The sequence below is a fragment of the Nocardia sp. bgisy118 genome (assembly GCF_057708605.1).
The window spans coordinates 1-21574 of record NZ_JBYISM010000012.1 but is presented as its reverse complement, the minus strand read 5'-3'; the positions used below and the strand labels follow the sequence as shown (position 1 = coordinate 21574).

Annotated in this window: 22 protein-coding genes and 1 pseudogene; 6 read left to right on the top strand and 17 right to left on the bottom strand. The window is 66.7% G+C overall.

Features of this window, described 5'->3' with window-relative positions; genetic code table 11:
• Positions 1-146: 146 nt before the first annotated feature.
• The 8 genes from AC3EO7_RS16700 to AC3EO7_RS16665 form a co-directional block, all read right to left on the bottom strand.
• Positions 147-1424: a type III polyketide synthase gene (locus AC3EO7_RS16700; RefSeq protein ID WP_435591772.1), complete on the bottom strand. Its 1278-nt coding sequence runs from the start codon at positions 1422-1424 to the stop codon at positions 147-149.
• Positions 1425-1584: 160 nt separating this feature from the next.
• Positions 1585-2196 (bottom strand): phosphoribosylanthranilate isomerase, encoded by a 612-nt coding sequence (locus AC3EO7_RS16695; RefSeq protein WP_435591678.1) that lies wholly within the window; start codon positions 2194-2196, stop codon positions 1585-1587.
• Between the two features lie 10 nt (positions 2197-2206).
• Complete coding sequence (locus tag AC3EO7_RS16690; RefSeq protein ID WP_435591677.1) at positions 2207-3664, bottom strand: nitrilase-related carbon-nitrogen hydrolase; 1458 nt, start codon at positions 3662-3664, stop codon at positions 2207-2209.
• Positions 3665-3822: 158 nt separating this feature from the next.
• Complete coding sequence (locus AC3EO7_RS16685; RefSeq protein WP_435591771.1) at positions 3823-4485, bottom strand: response regulator; 663 nt, start codon at positions 4483-4485, stop codon at positions 3823-3825.
• Positions 4482-5609: a sensor histidine kinase gene (locus AC3EO7_RS16680; RefSeq protein WP_435591676.1), complete on the bottom strand. Its 1128-nt coding sequence runs from the start codon at positions 5607-5609 to the stop codon at positions 4482-4484. The genes AC3EO7_RS16685 and AC3EO7_RS16680 overlap by 4 nt, the downstream gene beginning before the upstream one ends.
• A gap of 73 nt (positions 5610-5682) precedes the next feature.
• Positions 5683-5907: a hypothetical protein gene (locus tag AC3EO7_RS16675; protein WP_431970199.1), complete on the bottom strand. Its 225-nt coding sequence runs from the start codon at positions 5905-5907 to the stop codon at positions 5683-5685.
• Positions 5908-6374: 467 nt separating this feature from the next.
• Entirely contained in the window at positions 6375-6842 is a 468-nt protein-coding gene (locus AC3EO7_RS16670; protein ID WP_431970200.1) for a hypothetical protein, read from the bottom strand.
• A 449-nt stretch (positions 6843-7291) separates the two neighbouring features.
• Positions 7292-7774: a hypothetical protein gene (locus tag AC3EO7_RS16665; protein ID WP_431970201.1), complete on the bottom strand. Its 483-nt coding sequence runs from the start codon at positions 7772-7774 to the stop codon at positions 7292-7294.
• A 792-nt stretch (positions 7775-8566) separates the two neighbouring features.
• Between AC3EO7_RS16665 and AC3EO7_RS16660 the strand changes: the two genes are divergently transcribed.
• Positions 8567-9760, top strand: coding sequence for a hypothetical protein (locus AC3EO7_RS16660; RefSeq protein ID WP_435591675.1), 1194 nt, complete (start codon positions 8567-8569; stop codon positions 9758-9760).
• A gap of 232 nt (positions 9761-9992) precedes the next feature.
• Here AC3EO7_RS16660 and AC3EO7_RS16655 read toward each other — a convergent pair whose 3' ends face one another.
• The 4 genes and pseudogenes from AC3EO7_RS16655 to AC3EO7_RS16640 all read right to left on the bottom strand — a co-directional run.
• Positions 9993-10634, bottom strand: coding sequence for a LysE family translocator (locus tag AC3EO7_RS16655; RefSeq protein WP_435591674.1), 642 nt, complete (start codon positions 10632-10634; stop codon positions 9993-9995).
• A gap of 227 nt (positions 10635-10861) precedes the next feature.
• Positions 10862-11560, bottom strand: coding sequence for a VOC family protein (locus AC3EO7_RS16650; RefSeq protein WP_435591673.1), 699 nt, complete (start codon positions 11558-11560; stop codon positions 10862-10864).
• Positions 11561-11749: 189 nt separating this feature from the next.
• Positions 11750-12676: a nuclear transport factor 2 family protein gene (locus AC3EO7_RS16645; RefSeq protein ID WP_435591672.1), complete on the bottom strand. Its 927-nt coding sequence runs from the start codon at positions 12674-12676 to the stop codon at positions 11750-11752.
• A gap of 16 nt (positions 12677-12692) precedes the next feature.
• Positions 12693-12836: pseudogene (locus AC3EO7_RS16640) on the bottom strand (AhpC/TSA family protein); the annotation flags it as partial.
• A gap of 384 nt (positions 12837-13220) precedes the next feature.
• On the opposite strand from AC3EO7_RS16640, the gene AC3EO7_RS16635 reads away from it, so the two are divergent.
• Positions 13221-13955: a winged helix-turn-helix transcriptional regulator gene (locus AC3EO7_RS16635; protein ID WP_435591671.1), complete on the top strand. Its 735-nt coding sequence runs from the start codon at positions 13221-13223 to the stop codon at positions 13953-13955.
• 534 nt (positions 13956-14489) lie between these two features.
• Here AC3EO7_RS16635 and AC3EO7_RS16630 read toward each other — a convergent pair.
• Complete coding sequence (locus AC3EO7_RS16630; protein ID WP_435591670.1) at positions 14490-14795, bottom strand: hypothetical protein; 306 nt, start codon at positions 14793-14795, stop codon at positions 14490-14492.
• 792 nt (positions 14796-15587) lie between these two features.
• On the opposite strand from AC3EO7_RS16630, the gene AC3EO7_RS16625 reads away from it, so the two are divergent.
• Positions 15588-16484: an alpha/beta fold hydrolase gene (locus AC3EO7_RS16625; RefSeq protein WP_435591669.1), complete on the top strand. Its 897-nt coding sequence runs from the start codon at positions 15588-15590 to the stop codon at positions 16482-16484.
• 311 nt (positions 16485-16795) lie between these two features.
• Here the strand turns inward: AC3EO7_RS16625 and AC3EO7_RS16620 are convergent, their stop codons facing one another.
• Positions 16796-17113 (bottom strand): hypothetical protein, encoded by a 318-nt coding sequence (locus AC3EO7_RS16620; protein WP_431970209.1) that lies wholly within the window; start codon positions 17111-17113, stop codon positions 16796-16798.
• A 101-nt stretch (positions 17114-17214) separates the two neighbouring features.
• Complete coding sequence (locus AC3EO7_RS16615; protein WP_435591770.1) at positions 17215-17943, bottom strand: IclR family transcriptional regulator; 729 nt, start codon at positions 17941-17943, stop codon at positions 17215-17217.
• A gap of 199 nt (positions 17944-18142) precedes the next feature.
• Between AC3EO7_RS16615 and AC3EO7_RS16610 the strand changes: the two genes are divergently transcribed.
• On the top strand, positions 18143-19033 hold the full coding sequence (locus AC3EO7_RS16610) for a fumarylacetoacetate hydrolase family protein (RefSeq protein WP_431970210.1): 891 nt from the start codon (positions 18143-18145) through the stop codon (positions 19031-19033).
• A complete protein-coding gene (locus AC3EO7_RS16605; protein ID WP_431970211.1) occupies positions 19030-19794 on the top strand; it encodes an IclR family transcriptional regulator in 765 nt (254 codons plus the stop codon). The genes AC3EO7_RS16610 and AC3EO7_RS16605 overlap by 4 nt, the downstream gene beginning before the upstream one ends.
• Before the next feature lie 179 nt (positions 19795-19973).
• Here the strand turns inward: AC3EO7_RS16605 and AC3EO7_RS16600 are convergent, their stop codons facing one another.
• Positions 19974-20342 (bottom strand): SDR family NAD(P)-dependent oxidoreductase, encoded by a 369-nt coding sequence (locus AC3EO7_RS16600; RefSeq protein WP_435591668.1) that lies wholly within the window; start codon positions 20340-20342, stop codon positions 19974-19976.
• Entirely contained in the window at positions 20339-20686 is a 348-nt protein-coding gene (locus AC3EO7_RS16595; RefSeq protein WP_431970213.1) for a nuclear transport factor 2 family protein, read from the bottom strand. The genes AC3EO7_RS16600 and AC3EO7_RS16595 overlap by 4 nt, the downstream gene beginning before the upstream one ends.
• Before the next feature lie 176 nt (positions 20687-20862).
• Between AC3EO7_RS16595 and AC3EO7_RS16590 the strand changes: the two genes are divergently transcribed.
• The coding region (locus AC3EO7_RS16590) for a class II aldolase/adducin family protein (protein WP_435591667.1) at positions 20863-21574 on the top strand (712 nt) is incomplete at its 3' end.

Below are 21574 nucleotides of genomic sequence, written 5' to 3'. Positions count from 1 at the left end.
TGCCTGTCGTGCGACACCTCGCGAGCCACGGCTGGACCCTTGAGCCGGGCCGCCGGTGCGATCAGGAGCGAAGTTCCTCGGATCTGCCCGCCGAAGCGCGTGGTGACACGATCCACCCGCGGCGCGAGCGATTCCTGCGTACCCGACTACTCGAATTGCCGATCCATCAAGCGACGCTCGACGCCACCACGAACTCGGTTGAGAGGCGACGCCCACCGGCCGCTTGCCGACCGGGACGACCGCACGACGGCGTGGGAAGCCTGCACAACGTCGAAGACGAATCCCTCGATCGTGACGCCCGGCGCGAACGAGAACGCGACGCCCGTCGAGATCGGCTTGTCCGCCGCAGCCTCACCGGCGATCCGTTCGAGCACGAAGATCAGTGAGACGCTCGACATGTTTCCGTATTCACCGAGAACCTGCCAGCTCGTCGACGAGGCTTCCGGCGGGAGGCCGAGCGATCGCGCGGATTCGAGCAGGATCTTCGGCCCGCCCGGGTGGATTGCCCACACATCGATGTCTTGCTGCCGCAATCCATTGCGGCGCAGAACGTCTCCGACGACGGGAGCGACGCCGTCGTAGATGTACTGGGGTACGTTCTCGGACAACTCGCACGTGATGCCGTCGTGGTTGACGCCGACCGCGATGCCGTCTTCTGTGCCCTCGCACAGGTGGGTGAATTTGTCCCGAATGACGATCGTCCCGGCTTCGACCTGCTCCTCCCCTCGGTTTGCCCCGATGACGACCGCGCCGCAGCCGTCTCCGAACAGGCTGCGGATCACCGCGTCGTCGATGTCTTCGACGGGGACGGCGTGCACCGAGTTGAGCTCGATGCACAAGACCATCGCCTTCTTGTCCGGATTGGCCTGGACAAAGTCCGAGGCGGTGCGAATTCCGTTCATCGCTGCCGCGCAGCCCATGAAGTTGACCACCAGGCGAGCGATCGACCGAGGCAGTCCGAGTTCTTCGACGACCGCGGCATCGACGCCGGGCGCGATGACGCCGGTGCTCGTGGCGAACACGAGAAGTCCGAGGTCGGCAGGGTCGACACCGTCGAGCGCGCGTCGCGCCACATCGACCGCCAGTGGAACGGCGTGGCGGTAGAACAACTGCATGCGATCCTGGATCGTCGCCGTTTTGCCGCCGGGCGCATGAACTCGAGGATCCAGCGGGTCCACCGCGAACCGCCGGGTGTCGATCATGGTCTTGCGGAAGATGCGCCTGATCCGGCTTTGCTGCTCCGGATCGGTGAATTGCCCAGCAACCCAGTCCGCTGCGACGGATTGGTCGAGGACCAGGCTGGGTGCACCGGTCGCAATGGCTTCGATGACGGGTACGGTCGTCGGCGGCGCCGACGAAGTTGCGTGCTCATGCGCTTGCGTAGCTGTGCGGGTGAGGAGTGCCTGACCAAGGGTGATCGACATAAGGCCCGTTCTTCCTCGCTCGAGTGATTGGGGAATGGGTACTCCCATCGTCGAGTAGCGAACGCTCAGCAAATAGCCACCCCAGGGGTGTGGATCCCCACACCTCGGTGTCCGATGTTGCTCGAGTGCGATACGTACGCCTGCCGGCAAGCGATCGCGGTCAAGCCCCGCCGATGCTGCGCGCCGCGGTGATGAAGTCACGAACCTTCTGCAGGTCCTTGACGCCCGGGCTCGCCTCCACACCGCTGGACACATCGACGCCCCACGGCTGTACAGCGCGAATTGCCTCGATGACGTTGTCGGGGCCCAGTCCGCCCGCGAGCATCCACTTGCCCTCGGGTTTGCGGGCACCGAGCTTGGCGAGGTCCCACCGTTCACCGGACCCCGGCTTCGGTGCGTCGAGAAGCAGCGCCTCCTCGCCGAATGCGCCAACGGTGAGGTCGGGGTCGCTCTTCAGCGACGTCGCCCGCCATACTCTCGGCACGATCGCCAACGCGTTGGTGAAGTCCTCGCGCGTGTACGGACCGTGCAACTGCAGCACCGCCACGCCGAGCTTCGCGGCGTTTTCCGCGGCATCGGCGGCGGACATGTCGTTGACGACGAGGACTGTGTCGACCCGGTCACCGGCCGCCGCGATGATCTCGGCAGCCGCACCGAACTCCAGTCGCCGGGGGCTGGTCCGGTTCATGACGACACCGATCGCGTCGGCGCCCGCCGCGATGGCCGCGTCCGCAGCGGCAACGGAGGTCAGTCCGCAGATCTTCACGTACACGGGAACGAACCTACCTTCGCGCCCGTACACGGACGGTGCCGGATCCCGCACCGGCCGGCGCGGTGCGGCGGGCCGGCGCGAATCCCGCGGCGGCACAGGCTGCCGCCAAGACCGCCGCGAGCCATCCGAACCAGTCACCGAAGCGTGCGTAGAGGGTGGCGGAAGTGGGCTGGGGGATGTCGGCGATGACGGTTCGGTCATGCGCAGTGTCGGTCGCCGCCGAGGCCACTACACGGCCGGTGGCATCGCCGACGACCAGCTCGCCGAGTTGTGCTGCGCGGGCGACGCCGACGCCGGATTCGACGCCGCGCAGGACTGCCATGCGGCTGTGGAGCCACTTGTCGACGGTGAAATCCAATGCCGGGACCAGCATCAGGGTGGCGCCGCGGTTCCGGTTGGCGCGCACGAGACTCGGACGGTCCAGGTCGTAGCAAATCGCGAGTGACCATGAAGTACCGGGGACTTGCTGCCATGCAGTGCCCGGGCGCAGCTCGTCTTCCAGACCGGGAATCAAGTAGTGCTTCGCGTAGACGACGCCGGACGGATACGCGATGGCGGCATTGACGGCGGCCTCCGGCCTGGCGAGAACCAGCCCCGCGACCACGGTCGTATGGCGCCGCGCGGCGACCTCGGTCAGCGGACCGGACAGCATAGGAAGCGTGGATTCGGTAGCACGCCAGGCTTTTTCGGGAAGTACAACCACCTCGGCGCCCTGGTCCGCGAGTCGATCTATCTCGGTGACGGCACGCGCGACCATATCCTGGCCTGCTGCGCTGTCGACCGGAACGTAGTCATCGGGCTGAGCCAAGGCGACGAGGCCGACGCGAACCGCCACCGAGTCCGTGGGCAGCGCCATCCGCGTGTAGCCGAAGGCGAGTGTCGCCGTGAGCAGTGCCGCTGTGCCGCTGCCGAGGCGAAGCCGTTGCGCGCGGGTCACATTCGGTGCGGTCAACACCGCGATCGCGGAGGAAGGCAGCATGATCAGAAAAGTGATGCCCCACGGACCGGTGAGTGCGGCGGACTGAATGACGGGCAATACATCGGTCTGGGTGTATGCCAGGCTCCACCACGCACCGATCGAGCCGAAGACCGAAATGAGGTACTCCACTGTCACCCAGCCCACGGGTAGCGCGAGCAGAGCCGGCCCAGGGCGGTTGCGCACCAGCAGCGCGCGAGTGAGCAGGACCAGCAGGCCGAAAGCCACCGAGGTGCCGCCGAGCAGCACCGCCGGTGCGACCGGCGGCTGTTCGAGCGTTCCTGTGAAATACGGCCAGAATTGGCAGGCACCGCCGAGCCAGGACAGCAGCCCGGCAAGGAACGCCACACCGCCCGACGCCCTGGAGGCGAGCAGCAGCACCGGCAGGGGCGCGAGGAAAGCAACGCACGGCAAAGGGTGCAGGCCGGTGCCGAGAAACCACAGCAGGGCCGACAGAACGATTGCCACGCAGGCGGTTACCAGACGCTTCAACGGTGAACTCCTCGGATCTGGGAAGGTCACCTGGAATGCTCGTCATGCGGCGGACACGACGCATCGCCGACAAGAATGAACCGGCACTCCCTCTCGAGAGCGGTTCGAATCCCGGCGTTTCGCGCTGTCGGCCCGTCGCAGCGCCACCGCTCGGACGCTCAGGCGGGTGTGCCCGGAACGACCAATCCTGCTTCGTACGCGAATACCACCGCCTGCAGACGGTCTCGCAAGCCCAGCTTCGAAAGCACAGAGCTGACATGCGTTTTGACCGTGTGCTCGGAGACCACCAACGCCGCGGCGATCTCCGCATTCGACTGACCTCTGGCGAGTTGGCGGAGACAGTCGCGTTCGCGTTCGGTCAACTCGGCCAGTCGGTGCGCCAGGTCGGGCCGGGGAGCGCCGCGACGAGTCAGGTCCTCGATCAGCCGGCGGGTCACCGTCGGCGCGAGCAGCGACTCCCCCGCCGCTATCACCCGCACCGCCGAGACCAACTCCGCACGACGCATGTCCTTCAGCAGGAAGCCGCTCGCGCCGGCGCGTAGCGCGGCGTACACATATTCGTCTGCGTCGAACATGGTGAGTACCAACACCTTTGCCGCCGTACGGGCGCAGATCTGCCGAGTGGCGGCGACGCCGTCGAGGCGCGGCATTCGCACATCCATCACGACGACATCCGGCGCCGTCGCGATCACCCGGTCCACGGCGTCCTGTCCGTCGGCCGCTGTGCCGACGACGGAGATATCAGGCTCCGCGTCGAGGATCATCTCGAATCCGACGCGGAAAAGCTCTTGGTCGTCGGCGATGAGTACACGCATGTTCAGCTCACCCTCGCGATGGGTAGTTCGGCGAAAACGGTGAACCCGCAATCGGATCGGACGTCGTGCAGCAGGCCGCCGCACGCACTGACCCGCTCCCGCATTCCGCGCAGGCCGTACCCGGCCGAATACGCGCCCGAGGCGTCGCCTGTACCGTCGTCACGGACCTGCACCGTCAGCCACTGATCGGACCAGCACAGCACCACCTGCACATCGCTGGCATGTGCGTGCTTGACCGTGTTGGTCAGCGCCTCCTGCACGACCCGGTATGCAGCGACCTCGACCTCGCCGGGCAACGTCCGGGGCGTGCCGTACGCACGGTAGGTGGCGGTCAGCCCGGCACGCTTGGTCAGTTCGACCAGGTCGGCGATCGCCGCGATACCTGGCTGGTGTCGAGGATCGGCGTCGCCGCGCAATGTCTCGAGACTGCCGCGCAGTTGTCGCACCGCATCACGCCCGGTGTCCGCGATACCGGCGAAGACGGCGGCGGCGCGATCGGGATCGGTGTGGGTGAGCAGGGGGCCGGTCTCGGCCTGCACGATCATCAGCCCCACCGCGTGGGTGACGATATCGTGCATATCCCTCGCGATGCGGACCCGCTCGTTGGCGACCGCGGCCGACTGCTCCTCCTCGAGCCGCAGCGCGCGCTCCTGCAGCAGAACGATGTGAGCGTGTCTGGCCCGCACCCCGGTTCCGAGCGTCCACGCCGTCAGAAACGACATCGCCGCGTAGCCGTACGCATCCGGAGATTCGTTGGGCACGATCAGCGAGATCAGGATGCCGATGATCCCGCTCACGGCGGCGACCGCGCGGCGCGCAGGCGGGCTGTAGGCGGCAATCGTGTACGCGCACACGATGGTTCCGTACGGCAGCGCGGGCATAGCGCCGACGCAGGCAAGCCAGATGAGCGCCGGGCCGACCACGCTGAACACGACCAGCGGCGCCCGGCGCCGCCACAGCACAGGCACCGAAGCGGATGCCGCCAGCAGCAGCACCCACCACGACCGCCCCTCGAACACCACAGGCAGCGTCGTAGCCGCCGTCACCGCCACGGTGAGGGCGGTATCGACCACCAGGGTCGGCATGGCCGCAAACAGCGTGGCGGGCCGCGCATCACCACGGATCTTCACAGCGAACCAGTCTTGCACGGCGTGGCCGACCACCGCCAAAGCCAGTCCCGCGGGCGGTCATTCGAGCCTCCGGTCAGAGCCGGAAGATGCGCCCGCTCACTCCCCAACCGGCGCTGGACCAGTTGGGGCCGAAGCAAGCCACCGTGCCCGCCTGCCCGTCGGACAGGTCTTCGCGCGCCGTGTACTGGCCCAGAATCGGCGGAAAGGCGGTGAAATTGTATCCGATGCAATCGATCTCGAGTCGGTAGCTGCCCGCACCGCCTTGGCAGATCCCGTTGTAGGCCCATGGGCCGTTCATCGATCCTGAGCAGCCGGGCTCGGCGGCGGCCGTTCCGGTGGCCGTCCCCGTGAGGGCCACTGCGACAGCGGGAGTTGCCAGGCACATCGCCAGTGCTCGAGCCGAGATTCGCATACTGAGCTCCGAATGTTGTTGTGGTTGATTACATGGGATGCATTCGAAGCTATTCCGCAACACGTTACAGAGTTGTCGCAACCTCCTGCCGAGAGACGGGTGTGCGAGTGGCTGGAAAGCATAGAGCCTAACGGCATTTGGCGTTACCGGGAGCTGAGCTAGCCGGTGTCGGTCCGGTCGAAGCGGCCGAGCGACTGGGCGTCGGCCGCAAGGCCGGGTAACGGTGGCGGCACGCGAACGGGGGACTGCCTCCCGCGCAGGATCGCACCGGAGTCGAGAGCATCTGATCCGACTATTGGCGTTTCGACATCGGCGGCATCGGTCTCTACTCGAGGTGGATGGAGGGCCACCCGTCACGGGCGTTCGGGCGTTCCCCTGCCGCTGTCGCGGGCTTCGATCGCCTTGACGGTCTTTCCGAAGGCCTGCTTCAACACGGGTCCGCCGACGGTCCCGACCACGACTCCCAGGACCCGTCCCTTGAGGTTCTTGCCCTCGCGCACCACGACGACATCCACATCGGTCGTCCCATCGGGCCGGCGCGTGAAGGTGTATGTGTGACCCGAGTGGCCGCCCCACACGTTCGAGTCGGTGGTTGTCATGACGACGCGGTCAGGGTCTGACCAGTCGTAGTGCAGGCGTTCCCAGATGCCGTGCGAGCCCTCCGTGACGTCGGCTTCACGTCGGCCTTGGTCGTGGACCTCGAGATATCGGTCGGCGCTGTTGCCGAACACCTGCGAGCGGCCCGGCCCGAAATCGGTCAGCGCCGCCACGAACTGCTCCGGTGTCGAACTCGTCGTCTCCTTGAAGTGGATGGTGGACATTGTTTGCTCCTTCGCTATGGGATGACCGCTTCCGGGTGGGCGGGTTTCAGGGGCGCGGTTCGGACACCGAATCCGCAGCAGTTGAGACCCTGGGCGGGTGGCAGGCCCTAGTTGCTCCCGTCGGCATCGACGGCCCTGGTTCGAAGCCAGGAGGTGAGGACGATCTGAGCGAGGTGCTTTTCGAAGTGTTCGGGCAAGCTCTGGAGTGCGCTCGAACCGGCCCATAACACCGTCCGCCCGAGATGATTCGCGGGATCGCCCTCGACGTGCGCGGTGTTCTCCTATCGATGAATGATGATCTCCGGCGCATGCCAGCGCAAGGCTCGGGCGTGATCGGAACGATGTGCTCGGGTGATCCAGCGCGACGCCGGTGGACACCCCGCCGAAGTTCGACCGGTTCGTCTTCCGCGAGGACGACCCACGCACCCGCGCTCGCGTGTCAGCCGGTTTCAGGCCGGTGAGCTCGATATTTCCCAGGCTTCGATCGGGTCGCGGGAATACCAGTGTCCGGTCCATTCCCGGCCGGATGCCAGCGCTGCGTAGAACTCGCTGTCGTCGGGCAACTCGGGGGCATGGGCCGTGACGACACCGGGGCGGTCGCTGTGGAATCGGCGGGCGCGTTCGACCGCGCGAGCGGAGAATTCGGCATGGTAGGCGCGTTGGATGATCAGCCATTCGTCGGCGGTATGCCGGTCGGGGTGTCCGGTGTGGTCGAGGGGGTAATGCATCTGGTGCGCCATCCGCGCCAGTTGTTCACCGGCATGCTCGAACAACCATGCGATCCACGCCGGAACCTCCGGTTGTACGGCCAGCGCCCGGGCGGCGAACCCGCTGTGCGTGGCCGAGACTTCCCGATCACGCTGCACCGCAGCGAGGACGCTTGCGAACGCGACGGAGTCGATGCGGTCACCCTCGCGATGCTTACCTCCCATAGCCGATGACTCTAGGCGGTCGGGCGGGCCGTGGCCGCCGCTTCGCGTGGGCGTGTCCGGCTCGGAGCGCGCGGAGTATCCGGGCAGGTGGAGTCATCCTCGACGACCGCTTGCGGCGCGGCGCGGCACCCATCTGAGCCGAGCTGCCGACACCGTTGACCATGGCGTTGTCGCCGAGTCGGTGGCCAGCCCCATCGCCGACGTCGGGCGTCGGGCGTCGGCGCGATGATCACCCGGCCATCGGTGAAATCGTGGTCCCCGACCGCCGTCGACAGCGGTAGCGTAGTGGTCAGCGTGCGGTCGTTTCGATCGAAGTGGCGAGGGCAGCCCGCGACCAATCGCGGCGGTAGCTGTGCATGGTCGCGAGTCGACCTCCACCACCATCTGTGAATGACAATCAGGTGGGCATCGTCCCAATTACGTTGGAAGGCAGGGCTTTTGTTCGGCTTGTCGAATCCATGGGTGGTGAAACACGGTACCCGGCAGGCTACCGCGACGGAGTCTTGTCGGCGACGTGTTCGCGGAACTGCACTGCGTCCGCTCGAGTTCATCGGGAACGACTGCCGGACACCATCGCTCGCAGCGGCGTCGTCGCCACCCCGTTGCGCGGGTAGGCCCCCCCGGGTGAGCGTTGCCCGACGAGCTACACCGAGGTGCCATCCTCCGTCGACGCCGAACCCGTTCTCCACCCCGGGGTGAACGCGGAAGCCTCAGAGTTCTCTCACGAACGCGACAAAGGTGGTTCAACTCGACAGGATAATGTCCGGAACGCGAGAGAGTAGGACGGCGAATATGGCGAACGGGCGCAACGGATTTCTGCTACTCGGCGGCCTGGCATCGATCGGGGCGGGTGCGCTGCACCTGTTCGCCGCGGGGCTGCACACCGAGCACGCCACACTGGCCCGGCTCATGGTCGCGCTGGCGGCGCTGCAATGCGTGGCCGGGCTGCTGGCGACGCTGAGCCCACGCCGCGCGGTGACTGCGGCGGTTGTCGGGGTCAACCTGTTCGCGGCGGCGATGTGGGTCTACACCCGGTTCGCGAGTGTCCCGTGGATCGACGGGCTGGACGCGGAAGCCCCGCAGTTCATCGACAGTGTGTGCGCGGCGCTGGGTGTGCTGGCGGCGGTGGCGGCCGGAGTCGCGCTGGCCTTGCCGCAGGCGCAGCTGCCCGCGATGCGGACCGGTATCGCCGCGACCGCGGTGGGTGTGCTGGCGGTGGCGGCGATGCTCGGCGGAGTCGGGCACGTGCACAGCCACGGCGACGACCACGCACACGGCGATCAGACCGCGCACGGTGACGACCACGCACATGCCGACCAAGGAGCGCACGGCGACCATGGTGACCACGGTGCGAGCGCACAGTGGCCGCGCCCGTTCGACCCCGCGAACCCGATCGACGTATCCGGCGTCCCCGGCGTGACCGCCGCGCAGGAACAGCGCGCGACCGCGCTGATCCGCAGCACCCTCGACAACCTGCCCGCCTTCGCCGACGTGCAATCCGTCGGAGCCCTCGGCTACCGCTCCATCGGCGACTCGTCCACCGGCTACGAGCACTACATCAACTCCGCCTACATCCGCGACGGCCGGTTCCTCGACGCGACCCGCCCGGAGTCGCTCGTCTACCGAGTCGACGGACGGAACCGCACCCTGGTTTCGGCGATGTACATCGCGGACAAGAGGCTCGACGACCCCGAACTCGTCGACTACGGCGGCTCGCTGATGCAGTGGCACGTCCACGACAACCTCTGCTGGAGCGCGGGAGCCAACGGCCCCCGGGTCGCCGGAATCACCGACGCCCAGGGCGCCTGCCCGCCCGGCTCGATCAACCCCGGCGCGGGCAACCCGATGGTCCACGTCTGGATCACCGTCCACCAGTGCGGCCCGTTCGCCGCCCTGGAAGGCCACGGCGCCGGGCAGGCAGCAGTCGGCCCCGACGGCCGCCGCACCGACGTCTGCGCCCACGACCACTCCGGCGGACACCGCTGAGCCGACCCCGCTCCCGATCCAAACCCGTTGTCCTCACAGCCTGATTCGACAAACTCGCCGTCCGCTACCTGGCCACCATCCACATCGCCGCCATCAACCAACGGCTCCCCGACGAATTACGACAGCCACCACCCACGTCTTGCCATTTCACAACAGGCCCAAGCTGTGTACGTGGGACGCCGGTCGGGCCACACCTACTGCTCGGCCAATTGTCGATGGAGCTGGCTGCGGCTCAACGGGTTTGCACGGCCAGCTTCAGCCCGACCCCAATCAGGACGGTGGCACTGATTCGATCCATCCAGGCGCGCACCCGCTCACGCAGCAGCATGTGCCGGGCTTTGCTCGCCGTCCAGATCAGTGCCGGGTACCAGAGGAAAGTGACGGCGATATGGATGCCAACGAGCACCGCTCCTGACGCCGCCGTGGCCGAACCGACGGGCAGGAACTGCGGAAGGATACTGATGTAGAAGACGCCGACCTTCGGATTCAGCAGATTGGTTATCGCACCCGCGCGCAGAGCCTCCGTCGCCCGCGTAGCCATCGGAGCCGTGGCGGTATTTTCGCCGATGCCCGGTGCTCTATTGCGCGGCAGGGACTTCCAAATGGCGCTCCCACCGAGCCGGATCAAGTACACGGCACCCGCGATGCGGACGACGTCGTAGGCGGTCTCCGACGCAGCCAGTACGGCCGTGAGACCGGCCAGACTCGCGCCCGCCCAGACCAAGTACCCGAGGGTGATCCCTGCGACGGTGGCCAAACCTGCCCGACGCCCGGTCAGGATGGTGGTTCGAAGGACGAGCAGGGTGTCGATGCCGGGCGTCATCACACCGAGCAGAGCGACAAGCGTCCAAGCGAACAGGGTCGTGCCGGACATCCCCCACCTCCATCACAGCGAGCGAGGCTATCGACAGCAATGACACCACAGCGGCTGATGTTCTGTCGTCGCAACGTGCGCGGCGGGTCGGCGTCGCGAGACATATCGCGTTCACTTCGCTATTGCCCGGTTCTGCCAGCAGCAGGCCGCGGCGCCGTTGCTCGGCCGGTCCGACTCGTGCTCGGCCGCTGATCACGATCCAGGCGACGCGGCGGCGGGAATCCCTGTCACAGTGCGGCTTCGAGTTCGGTGGCTCGCCGCAGGTCATCGATCAGTTCCGGTTCGCTGACCCCTGCCGCTCGGACCCGAGCCAACAGTTCTCGGGCCAGGTCCGTCTCGCCGCGGCGAAGCGCCACATCGGCTCTCAGTACCAGCAGCTTCACCAGCTGGACCGGCGTCGGCCGCTCGTCGGTTCGGTGCAACGCACGGTCGAGGACCTTCACTGCCAACTCCAGGTCCTGTTTGGAATCGGCGAACAGCGAGCCCAAGTGAACGGCTCGGTCGAAGGTCGACCGCGGCACCGGCCGGTGTCGCTGGTCCTCACTGATCAGCTGCGCGATCTGGATGGTGTTCCCACCGGGGTCCGTCATCAGGAACTGTCGCACCCCGTAGGTCGTGTCCTTCAATACGCCCACCCGAGGGACGCCCTGCGTGGGCACCGACCCGAAGACCTCGCCCAGCGCCGCGGTGAAGACCACGTACAGGTAGTCGACGTCATCGGTGTCGACCAGGCAGCCATGCGTGCACGACTGCGGATCGAAAGCCTTGTCTCCATGGAAGTTCAGCTCGATACCGCCACGCTTCACGCTCAGAAACTGGTAGGGCTTGGTTTGGCGGAACGTGATCTCGAACCCCAACGCGGTGTAGAAATCGGCCACCGGCTCAATGGATCGAGCCATCAACAGAGGAATCGTCTTCTCGGTCACAGCACCGACCGTAGGCAGCGACCTCCTGTGCACGCACATGAAGGTGAGAAGCCCGACTTTCCCTGGTCAACGGCGAATCGGATCTATCACAGGCGCCGTTCCCGGACCCTGGCATGCCGACTTTCAGCGTTGCAGAACGCCTATTGCCGTTTCGCGGCTGATGTCACTCGTGGACCACACTGGACGAGTTCACCTTCGTCGGTCCGACACGACCTCGGCCGCGCCGACCGCGGCATAGGAGCCGGTCAGTGCAAGCATGCTGACTGCGGCACGCACTGGAACGTCGCGACGAACCAGCTGGGCGATACCGGTGAGGGTGTCGGAGGTATCGACGACCAGCCCGAACCGCTTCCAGCGGGCGCGTTCCTCCTCGCTGCCGGTCAGGTAGCCCAGACCCATCACCAAGGCACGTGCCCCGTAGATCCGGGTCAGGTAGGTCAGCTCCGGGGAACTCTTGATCCCGACCGCCCTGGCGAACTGTCTGGGGGCGGTCAGCGAGATGGCGGCGAGAACGAGCCGCCCGATGGCCATGCGGTCGAGCGCGTCGGCGCGGACGCCGGTGGTGGGTGTGGTGGTCACGGGCTGCATCCCTTCGGTGCGGGAGTGCTTGCGCGATGCCGCGCGTTCGGCGGCGGTCGGGAAGAATCGCGGCAACAGCTTCAGCGACAGGATCGGATGCGCGAGCAGCCGCGGCACCAGCGATGCCGAGTCGAAGTAGGTGTCGTTGGCGGCGATTCCGCCGTCACGCAGCACGATGCGATCGACGACGTCGATCGACACGGATCGGTGGCCGAGTGTCCCGGTGAGGGTGAATTCGACGAGCACACCGTCGTCGGTGGGTCCCCACCGGTGCACGACGCCGTGCAGGTCCGGTGCGGCCGCGAATACGCCGTCGAACATTCGCCGGAAACCTTCCGGTCCGAATCCGCGCCGCGCCAGTGGCTGCCGGTATCGAACGTCGGCAGCGACGCGAGGCAGGAAGTGCTCGAGAAACTCGTCCCGGTTGCCTTTCGCCAGACCCGCGGCGAAATAGTCGACGAACTCGGCCTTCTCGTCGATCAACTCCGTTTTCGGCTCGGCCGAGCTCGATGTTGTGGTCGTCGTGGCGCGTGCCATGTCGGTTCTCCTTGTCTCAGATGGTGTGTTGTGCCGCGAGATCGAGAAGTTCGTCGACCGACCATTGGTCGCCCGCATGTTCGCCGTATCTGGCGGCGAGAATCCGTCCGTCGGCGGCAATGAGGAAATCGGCGGGCAGGCCCAGTCGACCGCCTTCGGGTCGCAGTCGCACAACTTTGGGCCGGATCTCATCGAGACCGACGTGCCGCTCGTATGCGCCGTCGACGATCCATTCGACGACGGCTTCGGGGTGATACCAAGCAATCCACTCCTCGACCAACGCCCCGTTCGTCAGCCGCTCGGCCTCGGCAGCGAACGCGGCACCGTCGATGACCACGTTCCCGTCCAATGTGCAGACAGTCGCCGTTTCCGACATCCGGTACTCCTCACGACCAGGTGTTTCCGTCTCGGTCGACGTCGGACGCTTGCTCGGAACCCACCGACCCCGACCGACCCGCGACCACGCTAACATAAGAAATTAAAGTGAGCTATACATATTTGCAGATAGCGTCGATTTCAGGTCCTTGCTTGGTAGGGTGACCGCATGGTGCGTCGACGTTCCTATGACCAGTACTGCGGGTTGGCGCACGCTCTGGACGTGGTCGGCGAACGCTGGACGTTGCTGATCGTGCGCGAGTTGATGTCAGGGCCGAAACGGTATTCGGATCTGGCCGAGGCGCTCGCCGGCATCGGCACCAGCCTGCTCGCGACCCGCGTCCGGCAACTCGAGGCCGAGGGCGTGCTCAGGCGGCGCCTGCTCGATCCGCCCAATGTCCACGTTGCCTACGAACTCACCGATATCGGTCGCGAACTCGGCCGAGCCGCCGTCCCGCTCGCGATGTGGGGCGCACGCCATTTCACCGACGCCCCTCGGTCGGCCGAGGAGAGTTTCCGTGCCGAATGGTGGCTTGTGTTCCTCGCCGACAGCCTCAATGCCAGACAATCACCCGGACTGTGCGCCGAATACGAGTTCCACGTAGACGACAGCGTCACCCGGCTGCGGATCGCCGACGGACACGCCGACGTGCTGTCCGGCACACACGACACACCCGTCGACGCCGTTCTGCATTCCGACTCGGCCACCGTGGCCGCCGTCATCGGCGGACGCACCACGATCGCGGACGCGTTCACCGCCGGACGCATCCAGGGCGAAGGCGACCCCGAGAAACTGGCCTACCTGCTGGACCTGCTCAACTCCCAACTTCGGTCGATGTCCGGCCGGAGTGACGGCGCACAACACCGCGACCCCGTCGCGACATCGGCGCCAGACGACGATTGACACCCCGCCTCCAGATCCCGATCCGATACCCGACATGGCAACCACGAACGCACCGAGAGCATCCGAACCGAACCTGCGATCATTCAGCGGGTGGAGCGAGCTCGATGGAACGGAAGGTTGCCATCAACGAGCACAACGTCATTCAGTCGCTCGGTGGTCACCGTCGACCGTGGCCGTACCATCTTCGGCCAACCTGACGCAGGTTGATCGTTGTCGTCCCTGTCTAGTTGTGGGGTATTCGCCGCACTATCCGCCACGCTAGGCGCTGCCGAACACGGGCAGCACGAAAGGCGACAACGAGATCGCCGCATACCCCGAATGACGTTGCGTCGACTATCGGGCAGACGCGCGACGCGACGGTCGGATAGATACCTGGCACACCGCAGCTCATGACTCCGCAACTGCGGCACGACATCTGGCAGTAGACAGTCCAGGGCCCCGACCCAGTAGCTCGTGCGCTGCGACCTGGCCACGTGTCCGCTACACCAACACATCGAATGGTGCAGTAGGGCACCGGATTTGCGTGTACTCGCCCTACCGCTTCTGCTCGGAACGCTGATGCTCACGCCACGCCTTCTGGGTCTCGGTCAGCTTCTGGCGCGGAGTTCGGTTCCGGAAGAAATCCACCACCAGCAGCACCGGCAGGATGAACGCCTGGAAGAAGACCCAGTACGAGCCACTCTCGAAGATGAAGGCCAGGTAGATGGCATAGCCCAGGTAGATGGGCCCCAAGATGGCGTTGATGATGCGCGAAGCCTTGCTCTGCCCGTTCTCCATCAGGGCCATCGCGATCATGACGACACCACTGACGGCGAGCAGACCTACATACCAATTGAACATGGGACCCCCCAACGCAATACCGGCCGTACCGGTCGGTCCGGCCGCGCCCGAACGATAGCACCGACGACGGCGACCCACCTATTGACTATCGGTGCCCGGTTTCGCCGACCGCGCCACCCTCACGACCGTCCGGCTGTTTGCCCTGCATCGTGACGATTCCTGCGCCGAACATTCACTCCGTCGGGCGGTCGGCCTCGAGTTCCGCGACCTCGGCACGAGTGAGCTCTTCACGAAGCAGTCGGCATTATTGCGGACCCTTTCCGCGATCTCAGGTGTCATGTGCGGCCTTCCTACATACGGATTCCGTGCAATCGCTTCGGCTGCCTCCGTTCGTGCACGCAGGACGTCGATCGGAATCTGGTGGCCAGGTTCGAGTTCGGTGCCCGACTGATCGCGGACCGGAACCCAGCCGAGAGAGCCCGGCCGGATTGTGATGTCCTCGCCGTGGAATTGGACGTCGAAGTGCGCGAAAGCTCCTGGCACGCCTTTCTTTTCCCGAACGTACGCAAGGCCGCGGCCGAAATGCGGGTGCTGGACGAGACGGCGTCGCCGAGCACGTCGTGTCGAGCGGTCGTGTCGCATCGGCCATGGAATACGACCACTGCCCCAACAGCAACGACGTGATGACGAAGCACGGTGAGCGGTTACCCGCCATGATCGGGCGGCACGTTCACCGGCCGACGCTCCCCCATGCGACGACGGCGCCGAACGGTTCTCTCCACCCACGGTCGGTGGCCGGATCCACCCGCAGACGGTAGTCCGGAACCCGCCCGGCGAACTATCGTGACCAGCATGCCTGTTACCGACGGTATCGCTGTTTCCGAACCGCCAGTCATACCCGGCGTGCGCCGGTCGTTCAGCACCGCCCGTGGCGTCCGATTCCACGTCACCGAAGCCGGGCCGGTCGACGGCCGTCCGGTCGTGCTGCTGCACGGCTGGCCGCAGCACCATTACGCGTACCGGGATCTGCTCGCCGACCCGCCCGAGGGACTCCGGATCATCGCGCCCGATCTGCCGGGCTACGGCTGGTCGGGCCCGCCGCCGCATCGGTGGGCGAAGGAGGACATCGCCTCCGACGTGCTCGCGCTCCTCGATGCGCTGGGCCTGGAGCGCGTGTTGCTCGTCGGACACGACTGGGGCGGTTATGTCGGATACCTGATGGTGCTGCGCCAGCCCGAACGTTTCGACGGCTATCTCGCACTGAACATGGCGCATCCATGGGTCCCGGCGGCAACGGTGTTGCGCCATGTCTGGCGCTTCCTCGTCTATCAACCGCTGCTCGCCATCGCGGGCATGCCGTTACAACAGCGCACCCGCGTCCTCGAACGACTCATCCCCGCCGCGATCACCGACCGCAGCGCGGTCAGCCCCGAGGTGGTGCGAATCTTTGCCGACCGCTTCCGCGATCCGGTCTGCGCCCGCGCCGCCACCGACACCTACCGAACGTTCTGGGTGCGCGAAATCCCGAACAGCGCACGCAATCCCGAGCGCCGCCGCGCCACCATCCCCATCCGCGCGCTCTTCGGACTGGACGACGCCGCTCTCCATCCTTCGCTGGCCGCCCCCGAAACCGCCCGTGCCGACGACTACACCTTCGAACCCGTCACCGGCTGTGGACATTTCATCGCCGACGAACGCCCCGACCTGGTCCGCGCCCGCCTGATCGAGCTGGCGACGGCCACTACATAGCGCACGACCGCCGCAGCGGGGGTTCGGTGTACGCGCCTGTCACGCATGCACAAGCTCCATACGGAAGGCGCGACACCGTCGAAAGTGGCGGGATGGCCGCGCGGAAGCTGCGTGCTCAGGGGCGAAGCCGAATGTCCCGACCATCGCACCGATGTCGCGGCGGATACCGCGGAGATCTTCCACCCGTGCGTGTCCCGATTCCCGGGACCGCTGCTGGTGGTCGACGCTTGACGACTGCGCGAATTCCCTGCCGACTCCTGGGCGATGCCGCTGCCGACAGGGAATCCACCGCGCAGCCGGTGGGCGCGCGGTCAGGCGCAGGCGCGGTTGAGTCCGTCGGTGAACGGCGTGAGGTCGACGACCTCGTCATCGATCAGAGCGCCTGCGTAGGCCGCGATGGCATCCCGTTCGGCGCCCTGCGCCGTCTCGGCCAGGCCGCTCAGCCTGCCGGACAGCGCGGTCGCGGTCGCCTCGTCCATGGTGCCGCCGGTGGTGTCGATGGCGATGTTGATCAGCTCGATGGCCTTCGCACAGTTCAGGGACTGGGCGTGCGCGGGCGTGGCGGGCAGCGCGATCAGCGCGCCCGCAGCGATGGCGAGCGCGGCGGTGACGGACGAAGACTTGATCATGATTTCCTCCCGAGGTGTGCGACGCGAAACCGTAGCAGAGAGGAACGACACCGTTGTCATTCGCCTTGTCGGACTTCAAGGCGACGCGGACGGCGACGGTGTCAATCCCGCTTCCGGAGTGCCTCGCGCCGCGCCAGGGTCGCTGCGATCCCGTCCGCGACAGCGCGCACCGACGCCGCGTGCTGCCGCGGGCGGAAACGGGTTACCGGACCGGTGACGCTGACCGCCGCGACCACCCGCTCATCGGCGTCGAGCACCGGCGCGGCGACGCACACAATCCCTATGGCGGACTCCTCGAACTCGAAGGCGATCCCGCTCTCGACCACGTCGTCGAGCTGATTACGGAGTGTCCCCGGTGCGGTGATCGTCCGCGGCGCCAGTCGTGGCAGCGGTTCCGCAAGGACCGCCCGCCGCACGTCCGCGGGAGCATGGGCAAGCAGCGCCTTGCCGATGGCGGTGGCGTGCAAGGGCATCCGGCCGCCCAGTCGAGAAGGCGAGCGCACCTGCCGGTGGCCACCTATCTTCGCGACGTACACCACCTCGTGGCTCTCTAGGAGCCCCAGGTGCGCCAACTCATGGGTGCGTTCGCAGAGGTCCTCGAGGAAGGGTGTGGCCACCTCGATCAGGCCTCGCTCGACCGAGGCCCGCATGCCGAGTTCGAAAAGGTGACTGCCCAGATGATAGGCGCCGCCGACCCGATCCAGCAGGCGTGTCGACTCGAGATCGCCCAGTATGCGGTGCAGCGTTGCCTTCGGCAGCCGCGTACGCCGTTGCAACTCGGCGAAACCGACTCCCTGGTCCTCGACCTCGAACGCGTGCAGCACCGACATCACCTTGCCCAGCACTGTGTCGGGATCCGGCTCGGCACGCCTTGCGGAATCAGGCACTGGACAATTCTCGTCTCGCACGTCGGGAGAAGAAGTGACTGCCCAGCAAATTTCGGCCTGCGGAACAGCGGGGCCGAGCGAGCTTGACAACCCCCGCGAAAGTGTGTGCACTTTAGTGAGCTCACTGATCTAAGGGGTTTGCATGTCGTCGCAGCGTTGGTGCCTCGTCCAATTCGTCGAGAACAACCGAGCCGAGCCGAGCATTGGTGTGCTCGCGGAGGGCAAAGTCTGTCGAGCGCCGCAGTCGCTGTCCGCTCGCACTCTCCTGGACGTCTTCGACCGGTGGGAGGAGTTCACGCCGCTGCTCCAGAATCTCGAGCTCTCGGCACTCGAGGTCGCGCCGGACGCCGAGCTGATCGCCCCTCTCACCTACCCCCGCAAGATACTCTGCGCCGGGGCGAACTACTACGGACACGCGCAGGAGATGGGCACACAGCGCCCGAACCCCGACGGCGAGCCGTTCTTCTTCCTCAAGCCACCGACAACGACGGTGGTCAGTGCGCACGACGATGTGCGGCTGCCGGATAACGCAGACGTGGACTGGGAGGCCGAGCTGGCCGTCGTCATCGGCACCGGCGGGCGCGATATCGACGAGCGCACAGCCCTCGAACACGTCGCGGGCTACACCGTCGCGAACGACCTGTCCGCACGCGGACGGTTCCCGAGGAAGGATGCGGTCCAACCGCCATTCGGCTGGGACTGGGTCCAGCACAAGGCATTCGACGGATCGTGCCCTTTGGGGCCTGGAATCGTTCCCGGCTGGCAGATCGGCGACCCGCATGCCCTCACACTCCGGCTGACCGTCAACGGGGAGATCAAACAGGAAGCATCCACCGCCGACATGGTGATCACGGTGCCACGACTGATCGCCGCCGCGAGCCGCGTACTGACACTCGAGCCGGGTGACGTCATCCTGACCGGAACACCGGCCGGGGTGGGCATGCCGCGCAAGACCTTCCTGCACGTCGGCGACCTGGTCGTCACCGAGATCGACGGCATCGGCCGGCTGGAGAACAGAATGGTGGCGTCATGACCACGGCGACAATGCCGTCGCACGAGTCGGTCTCCTCAGCCGAGAACGTCCTCACACTCCTCATTGCTCTTCGCGAGCACGGCCGGTTGCGAGTGGCCGACGCCGCCGAGCTGCTGTCGGTGACGCCCCCGACCGCACACCGGCTGTTATCGACCCTCAAGCGACACGAGTTCGCCGAACAGGACCGAAAACGCGTCTACCTGCCGGGACCTCGGCTGGCGCAGTTGCCGTCGGGCGCCGAGCCGCCGCAGGACCCGGCCGCCCTGGCCCACCCCTATCTGGCGGCGCTATCGCGCAAGGTAGGCAACACGACCTTTCTGGCGACGTTGCAGGGCAACGGCTGCCGATTCGTCGACGGCGTGGAGAGCAACCACGCGCTCCGCGTCGCCAGTCGAGTCGGGCTTCTCCTCCCCGCGCACACCACATCGGGTGGCAAGGTACTCCTGGCCCAGCTTCCGGACACCGAACTGGTCGCGCTCTACCCCAACCGCCATGTCCGCATGCGCGATGGCTCGATGCGTGATCTTGTCACGCTGCGTCGCGAGCTCGGTGTCGTCCGCCGCACGGGTTATGCCCTCAGCCTCGAGGAAAGCGAGCAGTGCGTCAACGCCGTCGGCGTCCCGGTCACCACCCGGTCGGGCAAGGTCGTCGCCGCTGTCGTGTTGGCGTGCCCGGCGGCGAGCTCGAGCCGCAGGCACCTCATCGATCTCGTGCCCGACGCCAGGGCGGCCGCGACCGCGATCGCGGAGAACCTCACCTGACGGCGGGCCTCGCTCCAGTCTGGTCCGGTGCCGACCGCACCGGCGGTACGACAGCCTCCCGGCCAGACGAACGCATTCAGCCGGTGGTCATGGTCGAGACAACGGCTGACGGGACGGCCGGACCTCACATGCGGAGGTCCGGCCGGTCGGGTCAGGCCGGGACGTTCTGCCCGGCGTTCTCAGCCGTCACGAAGGCCACGATGAAGTCCTTCACTTTCGTTCATGCCCGCATCCATCCGCCCGTCGACAATCAAGGTCTGGCCTGTGCCCGCATTGTTCACCAAGACGTCCACTTGCCCGAGCTCGCCCTCGCCCTCGACCTCGGCGGCGAATGCGCGCACGGACTCGGGCGAGGACACATCGCAATGGGCGGCGAACCCGCGGCCGCCCGCCTTCTCGATCAGGCGCAGGGTCTCGTCCGCCGGGCCGACGTCGGCGACGGCGACCACATGTCCGTCCACGGCCAGGCGCTCGGCGAACGCCTGCCCGATGCCGGCAGCGCCTCCGGTGACGACCGCGACGCGTCCTGTCGCCTTGCGCGTGCTCATGCGAACACCGGCGCCAAGTCGAAGAAGACCCGGTATTCGTCGATCAGGCCGCTGTCACCTACGGTCCAGATCGACACCACCGGGATCGGGACCTTTCCGCCATCCTTACGCGTGTACGTGACCACGAGTTCGACGATCGTGTTCTTGCCCACGATCCACTCGTTGACGATGTCGTGATGCATCCCACCGACCGTGCCGAAGAAGCCGGCGCAGCCCGCCTCGACCGCATCACGGCCTTCGAGAGTGGGGAAATTGCCGAAGGTGATCTTGCCGTCCGGTGCGAAAAGCTCGGCAAAGCCCTCGGCGTCGAGGGTGTCGACCGCCTGGAATGCTGCGGCGGTCAAAGCGCTGGTCATGGTGGATCCTTTCGAACAGAAGTGTATACACCTTGACCTTCAATAGTGATGCTGGTCACGTTGGACGCTCGCAGATTTCACCTAGCGGAACGAGTTCCCGGCAGGGTCATCGACTTTGCTTCCGGCGTGGTGCCGCCGCCCCTGAGTGCATACAGTTACCTCTTATGCGCTCCCCCACCGATATCCAAGTTGCCGACGCGGCGCGAGCCTTGGCCGCGCTGGGGCTCGTCGACGCATTCGGGCACGTCTCCGCCAGGGACGTCGACCACATGGTCATTACCCCCGCGGCCGATTTGGCGACCGTCGCGGCTTCGGACTGCCTCCGCGTCCCGTTGACCGCCACGGAATTGCCACCCGGGTGCCCGGCCGAGGCATGGGCCCACCTGGCCCTCTACCAGCGCTACCCGGCGACCGGAGCGATCGCTCGTGCGCAGCCGGCGGCCTCGCTGGCCGTCGGCATGCGCACCGACCGCATCGCCCCGACACATGGTCAGGCGTGCTGGCTCGGCGACTACATACCGGTGTATCCGTCCGCGTTGCTGGTCCGCGAGGCCGACCGAGGCCGCAGGCTCGCCGAGGCGATGGGGTCGGCGGACGCGATGATTCTGCGTGGCAACGGTGCGATCGCGATGGGCAGCGGCCCGGCCACGGCAGTGGCCACCATGTCGGTGCTGGCGGCAGCATGCACGGTCTGGCTCCAGATGCGGGACGAACCCGCCACGCTCCTGTCGGCAGCGGAGATCCGCTCCTGGCAGGCCGTCAAGGCGGAGTTGCTGCCCCGGCTGGGAGCGCACCTGCTGCGCACAGCGGCAGCGGGGGGGGGGGGGGGGGGGGGGGGGGGGGGGGGGGGGGGGGGGGGGGGGGGGGGGGGGGGGG

What these genes read in the sequence shown, in the direction of transcription:
- AC3EO7_RS16625 (WP_435591669.1), top strand. Translation starts at nt 15,588, where the DNA reads ATGCCTGTTACCGACGGTATCGCTGTTTCCGAACCGCCAGTCATACCC.
- AC3EO7_RS16615 (WP_435591770.1), bottom strand. Translation starts at nt 17,943, where the DNA reads ATGTCGGTGCTGCACGCGTTCGAGGTCGAGGACCAGGGAGTCGGTTTC.
- AC3EO7_RS16620 (WP_431970209.1), bottom strand. Translation starts at nt 17,113, where the DNA reads ATGATCAAGTCTTCGTCCGTCACCGCCGCGCTCGCCATCGCTGCGGGC.
- AC3EO7_RS16665 (WP_431970201.1), bottom strand. Translation starts at nt 7,774, where the DNA reads ATGGGAGGTAAGCATCGCGAGGGTGACCGCATCGACTCCGTCGCGTTC.
- AC3EO7_RS16675 (WP_431970199.1), bottom strand. Translation starts at nt 5,907, where the DNA reads ATGAACGGCCCATGGGCCTACAACGGGATCTGCCAAGGCGGTGCGGGC.
- AC3EO7_RS16655 (WP_435591674.1), bottom strand. Translation starts at nt 10,634, where the DNA reads ATGTCCGGCACGACCCTGTTCGCTTGGACGCTTGTCGCTCTGCTCGGT.
- AC3EO7_RS16660 (WP_435591675.1), top strand. Translation starts at nt 8,567, where the DNA reads ATGGCGAACGGGCGCAACGGATTTCTGCTACTCGGCGGCCTGGCATCG.
- AC3EO7_RS16630 (WP_435591670.1), bottom strand. Translation starts at nt 14,795, where the DNA reads ATGTTCAATTGGTATGTAGGTCTGCTCGCCGTCAGTGGTGTCGTCATG.
- AC3EO7_RS16600 (WP_435591668.1), bottom strand. Translation starts at nt 20,342, where the DNA reads ATGAGCACGCGCAAGGCGACAGGACGCGTCGCGGTCGTCACCGGAGGC.
- AC3EO7_RS16605 (WP_431970211.1), top strand. Translation starts at nt 19,030, where the DNA reads ATGACCACGGCGACAATGCCGTCGCACGAGTCGGTCTCCTCAGCCGAG.
- AC3EO7_RS16645 (WP_435591672.1), bottom strand. Translation starts at nt 12,676, where the DNA reads ATGGCACGCGCCACGACGACCACAACATCGAGCTCGGCCGAGCCGAAA.
- AC3EO7_RS16610 (WP_431970210.1), top strand. Translation starts at nt 18,143, where the DNA reads ATGTCGTCGCAGCGTTGGTGCCTCGTCCAATTCGTCGAGAACAACCGA.
- AC3EO7_RS16670 (WP_431970200.1), bottom strand. Translation starts at nt 6,842, where the DNA reads ATGTCCACCATCCACTTCAAGGAGACGACGAGTTCGACACCGGAGCAG.
- AC3EO7_RS16700 (WP_435591772.1), bottom strand. Translation starts at nt 1,424, where the DNA reads ATGTCGATCACCCTTGGTCAGGCACTCCTCACCCGCACAGCTACGCAA.
- AC3EO7_RS16635 (WP_435591671.1), top strand. Translation starts at nt 13,221, where the DNA reads ATGGTGCGTCGACGTTCCTATGACCAGTACTGCGGGTTGGCGCACGCT.